The following is a 10006-nucleotide window of genomic DNA, read 5'->3' as shown; positions in this document are numbered from 1 at the left end:
GATTTTAAAAGGGCGCGGCAAAGAAGTGCATCCGATTCTCTATATACTGTTCTTTATTTTCCTTGCATACTTTGTATTCTTAAGAGAATAGAACGGAAGAAGAGGATGTCCCAGAACTTTTCGGACATCCTCGTTTGTCATGATCAGCACTAAAGTATAAAAATCACCACGAAAATAATAGTTGACTGATAAAAGAAGATGGTGGTATATTGTTAAAGTTGCTGTAAAATATCAGAAAGTTTTTCGAGGAATAAAAAATATTGACATAGTAAGATAACTTATTTATAATAAAAATTGTCTGTTTGAGAAAATAAGCCTAGTGACGATAGCGGAGAGGTCACACCCGTTCCCATCCCGAACACGGAAGTTAAGCTCTCCAGCGCCGATGGTAGTCGGGGCCAGCGCCCTTGCAAGAGTAGGACGTTGCTAGGCGGACAGCGGTTAGAGAGCGTTCGATCAGTTCTCTAACTTTTTTTGTCCAGCAAATTTTGCGTTTTTATTAACGCCGTTTTAAAGAAATCCTCTCCCCCATAAAATAAAAGCACCGTGGCAGAAAATTAGGTGCTAAAACAAAAGAAAAGCGGCTAACCTTTTATTTTAGAGGTTAGTCGCTTTTATTATTCGAGCTTTTTAATTTCAATCCGCTTTTTTCGGTTATCTGGAATTAAACGGTGAAGATGAATCATTAATAACCCGTGGTGATACGTCGCTTCAACCCTCTCTTCTTTTACAGCAAACGGCAGGGGAATTGTCTTTTCCCATGTTCCTTGAAAAATTCCTTCTTCGACTAATTCAAATCCTTTAAACTGTAAATTAATCGTTGCTTTAATTTCTAATGTTTTATAATACGTATATAGCTCGACATGATCTATGCTTTCTAAACCGGGCAAACAAACAACAATCAACAATTCATTGTCTTTTTTATATATATTGACTCCAGAGATGCTGGGTGTCTTTTTGTTGTTTTGGAAAAAAGGTTGAAAATTCCCCCAAAAATCATGATTAAAAAAATGTTCCCACTGCTTTGTCCAGTCAGGAAATGAACCGAACGGGTTTGTTTTCATGAGCGTTCGCCTCCTTTCTTCCGTGTAAAAATCTTGGTTGTAACATCCCGATCTATCGTTGTGATTCAGTTTTTTAACGATCGGTAACTGACAGTCGTGTTATTTTATCACGAGTGTTGATTATCCGTTATTTTACTTAAAAATACAAAATCGTATGGCTGAACACAAGCTTTTCTGCCACATCCCTTGAACAAGAACGCCAGTGGGCTCACTTTTTTGCCCGCAAAGCATTCATTGTTCGAGGAGGGCATGCTATATACGCATGCCCAGTCGGCAAGCGAATCGCTTGCCGACGCCGGCAGAAAAGCTAGGAATAGAGTCATCTAAACTGGTTTTTATTGGTTAATCAACACGCCTGTTATTTTATCATATGTTAAGGATGTCAATTGGTGAAATAACGGAAAATCCGAACATTAATTTTAGTTTTTTAATAAATGTTCGATTTTATGTTGACATTTTTGCAAAAACATTGATAAGATAATGGTAACTTTAATAACATTCCCTCATATAATCTTGGGAATATGGCCCAAAAGTTTCTACCCAATAACCGTAAATTATTGGACTATGAGGGAAAGGATCGGAACGGCTTTTTGCCTTTCTATGGCCAAGTTATGCCCAGAACGATGCTTTCCCTTGGGAGAGGAACGCTTGTTCTGGGTTTTTATATGGTTAAAAAATGAGGTGAAAATAGATGCAGCCGCTTGTTGGTGTGATTATGGGGAGCCAGTCGGATTGGGAAACGATGAAATATGCATGTGATATATTAACAGAACTAGGGATCCCGTTTGAGAAAAAAGTTGTTTCTGCGCATCGAACGCCTGACTATATGTTTGAATATGCAGAAACAGCGGAAAGAAGAGGAATTAAAGTGATTATTGCCGGAGCGGGAGGAGCGGCACACTTGCCAGGAATGGTCGCGGCCAAAACAACGCTTCCGGTTATCGGTGTGCCTGTTCAATCAAAAGCGTTGAACGGTTTGGATTCTCTTTTATCGATTGTGCAAATGCCAGGCGGTGTGCCGGTGGCAACGGTAGCGATCGGCAAAGCAGGCGCGACGAACGCGGGGCTTTTAGCCGCATCGATACTTGGAATTAATGAACCGAAATATATGGAAGCCTTGAAAAAAAGAAGAGAGCGTATTCGTCAAGAAGTATTAGAAAGCAGTGATGATCTTGAATAAAAAAACAATCATTCCAGGCCAGACGATTGGAATTATCGGAGGCGGCCAACTCGGCAGAATGATGGCGATTTCGGCAAAAGAAATGGGATTTCGGGTGGCGGTGCTTGATCCTGTTTCCGATTCTCCATGCGGTCAAGTAGCCGATATTGAAATTACAGGGGAATATAATGACATTGAAGCGATCAAAAGGTTAGCCGATGTAAGCGATGTGATTACGTATGAATTTGAAAATATTGATGCGGCAGCGCTTGAGTGGTTAGTGGAGCATTCGCGTGTGCCTCAAGGAAGCAATTTGCTAGCGATCACTCAAGATCGGGCGACTGAAAAGAAGGCCGTTACGGATGCGGGGCTTCCGGTCGCTCCTTACATCGAAGTCCGTTCTTCCGAAGAACTGCGGAGCGGCATCGATACGATCGGACTTCCTTGCGTCTTGAAAACATGCCGCGGCGGATATGACGGGAAAGGACAAGCTGTCATTCGCCGCAAGGAAGATATCGAGAAAGCGTTGCTCTTATTGCAATCCGGCCCTTGTGTATTAGAAAGCTGGCTTTCTTTTGAAAAAGAAATTTCCGTTATTGTCACAAGAAACGGATTGGGAGATATGAGCGTCTTTCCGGTTGGCGAGAATATTCATGTGGACAACATTTTGCATCAAACGATTGTTCCTGCACGAATTTCTCCACATATTGCAGAAAAAGCTATCGTATATGCCGAAACGCTGGCGAAACATTTTGAACTAATCGGAACGTTAGCGGTGGAAATGTTTTTGACAAAAGAAGGGGATATTTACATTAACGAACTTGCCCCTAGACCGCACAATTCCGGTCATTATACAATTAATGCTTGTGCAACGTCTCAATTTCAACAGCACGTTCGTGCCATTTGCAATTGGCCGCTTGGAAGCACGAAATTGTTGACGCCGGCGGTGATGGTTAACATTTTAGGAGAGCATATGCAGCCGGTCATTGACAACATTCCGAAATTCCAAAACATGCATCTTCATTTATACGGCAAAAAAGAAGCGAAGAAAAAACGCAAAATGGGGCATGTCACGGTGCTTGCTGAAACGGTGGAGGAAGCGTTGCAGGCGATTAACGCCTTGCATATTTGGAACGAAAAAGAAGGAGGATCACAATGATTGAACGGTACACTAGACCGGAAATGGGAGCGATTTGGACGGAAGAAAATCGTTTCAAAGCATGGCTAGAAGTGGAGATTTTAGCGTGTGAGGCGTGGGCGGAACTTGGTGTCATCCCAAAAGAGGATGTCGAGAAAATCCGTCAAAATGCTTCATTCGACATTCAACGAATTAAAGAAATTGAAGAAGAAACACGCCACGATGTCGTAGCGTTTACGCGTGCTGTTTCTGAAACGTTAGGCGAAGAGCGAAAATGGGTGCATTACGGTTTAACATCGACGGATGTCGTCGATACAGCATTATCTTATTTATTAAAGCAAGCAAATGAGATTTTACTTCGCGATCTTGAAAACTTTATTCAGGTGTTAAAGGAAAAAGCACAAGAACATAAATATACAGTGATGATGGGGCGCACGCACGGCGTTCACGCGGAACCGACGACGTTTGGTTTGAAACTGGCGCTTTGGTACGCGGAAATGAAACGGAATTTAGAGCGGTTCAAACAGGCAGCGGAAACGGTGCGCATCGGGAAAATTTCCGGTGCGGTTGGGACGTATGCGAACATCGATCCTTTTGTTGAAAAATACGTATGCGAAAAACTTGGATTAGAGCCGGCGCCGATTTCGACGCAAACGTTGCAGCGTGACCGCCATGCCCATTATATGGCGACATTGGCATTAATTGCGACATCGATTGAAAAATTTGCGGTAGAAATTCGTGGGCTGCAAAAAAGCGAAACGCGCGAAGTCGAGGAGTTTTTTGCTAAAGGCCAAAAAGGTTCTTCGGCGATGCCACATAAGCGCAATCCGATCGGCTCAGAAAATATGACAGGAATGGCGCGGGTGATCCGCGGATATATGCTGACCGCTTATGAAAACGTGCCGTTATGGCATGAACGCGATATTTCTCATTCGTCAGCAGAGCGCATTATTTTGCCGGATGCGACCATTGCGTTAAACTATATGCTGAACCGCTTTGCGAATATTGTGAAAAACTTAACGGTGTTCCCGGAAAATATGAAACGGAATATGGACCGGACGCTCGGACTCATTTATTCGCAGCGTGTCTTGCTCGCCCTCATTGATACCGGAATGACCCGCGAAGAAGCATATGATTTAGTGCAGCCGAAAGCGATGGAAGCGTGGGAAAAGCAAGTGCCGTTCCGTTCGTTAATTGAAGCGGACGAAACGATTACGAACCGCTTAACGAAAGAACAGATCGATGATTGCTTTGATTACAACTATCACTTGAAGCATGTCGATACGATTTTTGAACGGTTAGGATTGTAAGGAGGCATAGGTAAGGATTTCCTTACCTATGCAATCAAAGGAAAATTCCTAATATTCTGTCTAGGAGGCCTTTCGTATGGTCAAAAAATTGGAATTGCTTTACGAAGGAAAAGCGAAAAAAGTGTATATGACGGATGAAGAGAACGTTCTTTGGATCGAATATAAAGATAGCGCTACAGCGTTTAACGGAGAAAAAAAGGCGACAATCGCTGGAAAAGGCCGTTTAAACAATGAAATCACCAGTTTATTATTTTCTAAACTCCATAGCGCAGGCATTGATAATCATTTTATTCAAAAAATATCTGAAACAGAACAGCTTGTAAAAAAAGTAACGATTATTCCTCTTGAAGTTGTTGTCCGTAACTATGTTGCTGGAAGTCTTGCAAAGCGGCTTGGCATCGCCGAAGGAACAAGCCTAGAAAAACCGCTGATTGAGTTTTATTACAAAAATGATGAACTTGGCGACCCTCTTTTGTTGGAAGACCACATTGCCATTTTAAAGCTAGCTACTTCAGAACAAATCGCTGTTTTGAAGGAATATGCTTTAAAGGTCAATGAGATCCTCACCCAATATTTTCAAAACTGTCATGTCCGCTTGATTGATTTTAAGCTCGAATTTGGGTTCGATGCGGAAGGGAAAATCGTATTAGCGGATGAAATTTCACCTGATACGTGCCGTTTATGGGATATGGAAACGAATGAAAAATTCGATAAAGATGTATTTCGTCGAGATTTAGGGAACTTAGCCGATGCATATGAAGTTATTTTACAAAGATTAGGAGGATAAACAGAATGTACAAAGTAAAAGTATATGTCACACTGCGTGAAAACGTGTTGGATCCGCAAGGGACGGCGGTGAAAGGAGCGCTGCATAGTTTGTCTTATCGCGAAGTGCAAGATGTAAGAATCGGCAAGTTTATGGAGCTTGTGATTGAAAAAAGCGAACGAAACGTTGAAGAGATCGTGCGTGAAATGTGCGAAAAGCTATTAGCGAATACCGTCATTGAAGACTACCGTTACGAAATTGAGGAGGTAGTCGTCCAGTGAAATTTGCCGTGATTGTATTTCCGGGTTCCAACTGCGATGTTGATATGTATCATGCGATTAAAGATGAGTTAGGAGAGGAAGTCGCGTACGTATGGCACGATGCCGACAACCTTGATGAGTTTGACGGCATTTTGCTACCGGGCGGTTTTTCGTATGGCGATTATCTTCGTTCAGGGGCGATTGCCCGTTTTTCGAATGTGATGAAAGCGATCCAAAAAGCGGCTGATGAAGGAAAACCGGTTCTCGGTGTGTGCAACGGGTTTCAAATTTTATTAGAGGCGGGGTTGTTGCCAGGGGCGATGCGCCGCAATAACAGCTTGAAATTTATTTGCCGCCCTGTTACGTTGCGGGTAGAAAATAATGAAACAATGTTTACATCGCTATATGAGCTAGGAGAAGTGATTACGATTCCGATCGCTCATGGGGAAGGCAATTACTATTGCGACGAGGAAACGCTGACCAAGCTGATCGAAAACCGGCAAATCATTTTCCGCTACCACGACGAAAATCCGAACGGAAGTTTAGAAAATATTGCGGGCATTATGAATGAAACAGGGAACGTACTTGGAATGATGCCGCATCCGGAGCGGGCGGTCGATGCGTTGCTCGGCAGTGCGGACGGATTGAAACTGTTCCAATCAATCGTGAAATACTGGAGGGTGAAACATGTCGTTACTTCTTGAGCCAAGTCCAACAACGATTAAGGAAGAAAAGCTATACCGCGAAATGGGATTGACGGACGAAGAATTTGCGATGGTGGAACGCATTCTCGGCCGCTTGCCGAACTATACGGAGATAGGCATTTTTTCAGTGATGTGGTCGGAACATTGCAGTTATAAAAATTCTAAACCTGTGTTAAAAAAATTTCCAACCGAAGGAGAACACGTATTGCAAGGTCCGGGAGAAGGAGCGGGCATTGTCGATATTGGGGACGGATTGGCGGTAGCGTTTAAAATTGAAAGCCATAACCATCCTTCTGCCATTGAACCGTATCAAGGAGCAGCAACAGGGGTCGGCGGCATTATTCGCGACGTCTTTTCGATGGGCGCACGCCCGATTGCGCTTCTTAATTCACTTCGTTTCGGGGAATTAACGTCTCCGCGCGTGAAATATTTATTTGAACATGTCGTTGCGGGCATCGCTGGGTACGGAAACTGTGTAGGAATCCCAACTGTCGGTGGAGAGGTGCAGTTTGATGCGGCATATGAAGGGAATCCGCTTGTCAATGCGATGTGCGTCGGTTTGATCCGCCATGAAGACATTCAGCGCGGGGTGGCGTCAGGCGTTGGCAATACGGTCATGTACGTCGGGGCGAAAACAGGACGCGACGGCATTCATGGCGCGACATTTGCTTCTGAAGAATTAACAGAAGCATCGGAAGCAAAACGTCCGGCTGTGCAAGTGGGCGATCCATTTATGGAAAAACTGCTGCTGGAGGCATGCTTAGAAGTCGTCAAATCAGATGCATTAGTCGGCATTCAAGATATGGGAGCCGCAGGATTAACAAGTTCTTCGGCTGAAATGGCGAGCAAAGCAGGCGTCGGCATTGAAATGAATTTAGACCTTGTCCCGCAGCGTGAAGCAGGGATGACGCCGTATGAAATGATGCTTTCCGAGTCGCAAGAACGCATGCTGCTTGTCGTGAAAAAAGGCCGTGAGCAAGAAATTTGTGATTTATTTGCCAAGTATGGACTTGAGGCAAAGGCGATCGGCAAAGTAACGGATGACAAAATGCTTCGCCTTTATTTTCATGGAGAAGTGGTTGCGGAAATTCCGGTTGATGCGTTAGCAAAAGATGCACCTGTTTATCATAAGCCATCAGCAGAACCGGCTTATTACCGTGAGTTTCAACAGATCGATTACGTGCCGCATGTCGAAAACTATGAAGAAACGTTGCTTTCGTTATTAGCGCAACCGACGATTGCGAGCAAAGAATGGGTATATGACCAATATGATTATATGGTGCGCACGAATACCGTAGTCGCTCCAGGTTCGGATGCAGCGGTCGTTCGCATTCGCGGCACGAAAAAGGCGCTGGCGATGACAACCGACTGCAATTCCCGCTATATTTATTTAGACCCGGAAACAGGCGGGAAAATTGCGGTAGCGGAAGCGGCGCGAAACGTCGTTTGTTCGGGAGCTAAGCCGCTTGCTATTACCGATTGCTTAAACTTCGGCTCTCCAGAAAAACCGGAAATTTTTTGGCAGCTGGAAAAAGCGGTCGATGGCATGAGTGCGGCGTGCCGCACGCTTGCGACACCGGTTATTAGCGGAAACGTATCGCTTTACAACGAAACAAACGGTGAAGCGGTATATCCAACACCGGTCGTCGGTATGGTTGGGTTAGTCGAACACTTGGATCATGTGACGACTCAAACTTTTAAACAGGCAGGCGATATCATCTATGTAATTGGGGAAGCCAAACAAGAATTTGGCGGCAGCGAATTGCAAAAACTGCTAGAAGGCCGCATTTTTGGCAAAGCGCCAAGCATCGATTTAGAAGTAGAGGCACAGCGTCAACAAGCGCTTCTTGCCGCGATTCGCGCAGGAGTGGTTGCTTCTGCTCATGACGTGGCTGAAGGCGGATTGTCTGTTGCGTTAGCCGAGTGTTTAATGAACGCAAACGGACTAGGAGCAAAGGTGACAATAAGCGGTGATCTTGCCGCAGAATTATTCAGCGAAACGCAATCCCGTTTCGTCGTTTCTGTGAAAAAAGAGCATCAGGCTACATTTGAACAGCTGGTGGAAGCAAAAAAAATTGGTGAAGTGACTGATGAGGGCACGCTTCGCATCGAAAATGAGCATGGCGAAGCGGTCGTGAATCTTTCGGTTGAACAAATGAGAAGCGTATGGAAAGGAGCTATTCCATGCTTGCTGAAATCAAAGGCTTAAACGAGGAATGTGGGATTTTTGGCATTTGGGGACATGATGAAGCAGCGCAATTGACATATTACGGCTTGCATAGTTTGCAGCATCGCGGCCAAGAAGGCGCCGGAATTGTTGTAGCTAATGGCGAAACATTAAAAGGACATAAAGGACTTGGATTGGTGACGGAAGTGTTTAGCAACGGGGAGCTTCAACAATTAAGCGGAGCAGCTGCGATCGGCCATGTGCGCTATGCGACAGCGGGAGGCGGGGGCTATGAAAATGTTCAGCCCCTGTTGTTCCGTTCGCAAAGCGGAAGCATTGCGTTGGCGCATAACGGCAATTTAGTCAATGCTGCTGAGCTAAAACTTCGTCTTGAACAACAAGGCAGCATTTTTCAAACGACATCCGATACGGAAGTGTTTGCGCATTTAATCCGCCGCAGCATGGCACCTACGTTAAAAGAACAAATTAAAGTGGCTCTTACTTATTTGGAAGGGGCCTTTGCATTTCTTCTATTAACGGAAACAGAGTTGTACATTGCTCTCGATCCTCAAGGATTTCGGCCGCTTTCGATCGGCCGTCTCGGCAATGCTTATGTGGTCGCTTCCGAAACGTGTGCATTTGATGCCGTAGGTGCGACGTATGAACGTGAAGTGGAACCAGGCGAGCTTATCATTATCAACAAGGAAGGAATTCATTCAGAACGCTATGCTGAAAAAAGAGTTCGTTCGATTTGCAGCATGGAATACATTTATTTTGCGCGGCCTGACAGCAATGTCGACGGCATTAACGTTCATACAGCCCGCAAAAATTTAGGCAAGCGCCTTGCTTTCGAAGCGCCAGTAGAAGCGGACGTTGTAACAGGGGTACCTGATTCAAGCATCTCGGTCGCGATTGGTTACGCTGAAGTAACAGGGATACCGTATGAGCTCGGCTTAATTAAAAATCGCTATGTAGGTCGGACATTTATTCAGCCGTCGCAAGCGCTGCGGGAACAAGGGGTCAAAATGAAACTCTCGCCTGTGCGTGGCGTCGTCGCAGGGAAGCGAGTCGTCATGGTTGATGATTCCATTGTCCGGGGAACAACAAGCAAGCGGATCGTCAAGATGCTTCGGGAAGCAGGAGCGACGGAAGTGCATGTGCGCATTAGTTCACCGCCGATTACACATCCATGCTTTTATGGCATCGATACGCCGACAAAAGAAGAGTTAGTGGCGGCTACTCATTCGGTTGAGGAAATTCGGCAAATGATTGGTGCCGATTCGCTCGCGTTTTTAAGCGAAGAAGGATTGCTTGAGGCAATTGGTCGCTCGAGAGACTCGCAGTGTCATGGGCAATGTATGGCTTGTTTTACCGGAACGTATCCGACTAAGACATATACAGAATGGCTGCAGCTAACGTCAAAACAGTAAAAGGGGGC

Annotated in this window: 9 protein-coding genes, 1 rRNA gene and 1 riboswitch; of the genes, 9 read left to right on the top strand and 1 reads right to left on the bottom strand. The window is 44.9% G+C overall.

The features are described from left to right. Nucleotides 1-315 precede the first annotated feature (315 nt). Nucleotides 316-432, top strand: a 5S ribosomal RNA gene (gene rrf / locus HNQ34_RS11080). A gap of 185 nt (nucleotides 433-617) precedes the next feature. On the opposite strand, the gene HNQ34_RS11075 is transcribed toward rrf, so the two are convergent. Continuing rightward, nucleotides 618-1064, bottom strand: coding sequence for an Hsp20/alpha crystallin family protein (locus HNQ34_RS11075; RefSeq protein WP_183254499.1), 447 nt, complete (start codon nucleotides 1062-1064; stop codon nucleotides 618-620). 483 nt (nucleotides 1065-1547) lie between these two features. Beyond that, nucleotides 1548-1649: riboswitch (purine riboswitch) on the top strand. A gap of 106 nt (nucleotides 1650-1755) precedes the next feature. On the opposite strand from HNQ34_RS11075, the gene purE reads away from it, so the two are divergent. The 8 genes from purE (at nucleotide 1756) to purF (ending at nucleotide 9998) form a co-directional block, all read left to right on the top strand. Next, on the top strand, nucleotides 1756-2244 hold the full coding sequence (gene purE, locus HNQ34_RS11070) for a 5-(carboxyamino)imidazole ribonucleotide mutase (RefSeq protein WP_183254497.1): 489 nt from the start codon (nucleotides 1756-1758) through the stop codon (nucleotides 2242-2244). Continuing rightward, nucleotides 2231-3382: a 5-(carboxyamino)imidazole ribonucleotide synthase gene (gene purK / locus HNQ34_RS11065; protein ID WP_183254496.1), complete on the top strand. Its 1152-nt coding sequence runs from the start codon at nucleotides 2231-2233 to the stop codon at nucleotides 3380-3382. The genes purE and purK overlap by 14 nt, the downstream gene beginning before the upstream one ends. Continuing rightward, nucleotides 3379-4671 carry an adenylosuccinate lyase gene (purB, locus tag HNQ34_RS11060; protein WP_183254494.1) on the top strand — a complete coding sequence of 431 codons (1293 nt, stop codon included), beginning with the start codon at nucleotides 3379-3381 and terminating at the stop codon, nucleotides 4669-4671. Before purK ends, purB begins: the two co-directional genes overlap by 4 nt. 76 nt (nucleotides 4672-4747) lie before the next feature. Beyond that, nucleotides 4748-5458, top strand: coding sequence for a phosphoribosylaminoimidazolesuccinocarboxamide synthase (gene purC, locus HNQ34_RS11055; protein ID WP_183254492.1), 711 nt, complete (start codon nucleotides 4748-4750; stop codon nucleotides 5456-5458). Between the two features lie 5 nt (nucleotides 5459-5463). Then, complete coding sequence (purS, locus tag HNQ34_RS11050) at nucleotides 5464-5718, top strand: phosphoribosylformylglycinamidine synthase subunit PurS (RefSeq protein ID WP_183254490.1); 255 nt, start codon at nucleotides 5464-5466, stop codon at nucleotides 5716-5718. Beyond that, nucleotides 5715-6401 (top strand): phosphoribosylformylglycinamidine synthase subunit PurQ, encoded by a 687-nt coding sequence (purQ, locus tag HNQ34_RS11045; RefSeq protein ID WP_183254488.1) that lies wholly within the window; start codon nucleotides 5715-5717, stop codon nucleotides 6399-6401. The genes purS and purQ overlap by 4 nt, the downstream gene beginning before the upstream one ends. Then, nucleotides 6385-8610 (top strand): phosphoribosylformylglycinamidine synthase subunit PurL, encoded by a 2226-nt coding sequence (purL, locus tag HNQ34_RS11040; protein WP_183254486.1) that lies wholly within the window; start codon nucleotides 6385-6387, stop codon nucleotides 8608-8610. Before purQ ends, purL begins: the two co-directional genes overlap by 17 nt. After that, nucleotides 8586-9998, top strand: coding sequence for an amidophosphoribosyltransferase (purF, locus tag HNQ34_RS11035; RefSeq protein WP_183254484.1), 1413 nt, complete (start codon nucleotides 8586-8588; stop codon nucleotides 9996-9998). Before purL ends, purF begins: the two co-directional genes overlap by 25 nt. Nucleotides 9999-10006 lie beyond the last annotated feature (8 nt).

The organism is Anoxybacteroides tepidamans (assembly GCF_014201465.1).
GTDB classification, from domain to species: Bacteria; Bacillota; Bacilli; order Bacillales; family Anoxybacillaceae; genus Anoxybacteroides; species Anoxybacteroides tepidamans.
The sequence above is the reverse complement of the archived record's forward strand: the minus strand, read 5'-3'. Positions and strand labels throughout refer to the sequence as shown.

Coding starts and splice junctions, on each gene's coding strand:
- purB (WP_183254494.1), top strand. CDS start 3,379: ATGATTGAACGGTACACTAGACCGGAAATGGGAGCGATTTGGACGGAA.
- purS (WP_183254490.1), top strand. CDS start 5,464: ATGTACAAAGTAAAAGTATATGTCACACTGCGTGAAAACGTGTTGGAT.
- purE (WP_183254497.1), top strand. CDS start 1,756: ATGCAGCCGCTTGTTGGTGTGATTATGGGGAGCCAGTCGGATTGGGAA.
- purL (WP_183254486.1), top strand. CDS start 6,385: ATGTCGTTACTTCTTGAGCCAAGTCCAACAACGATTAAGGAAGAAAAG.
- purK (WP_183254496.1), top strand. CDS start 2,231: ATGATCTTGAATAAAAAAACAATCATTCCAGGCCAGACGATTGGAATT.
- HNQ34_RS11075 (WP_183254499.1), bottom strand. CDS start 1,064: ATGAAAACAAACCCGTTCGGTTCATTTCCTGACTGGACAAAGCAGTGG.
- purC (WP_183254492.1), top strand. CDS start 4,748: ATGGTCAAAAAATTGGAATTGCTTTACGAAGGAAAAGCGAAAAAAGTG.
- purF (WP_183254484.1), top strand. CDS start 8,586: ATGCTTGCTGAAATCAAAGGCTTAAACGAGGAATGTGGGATTTTTGGC.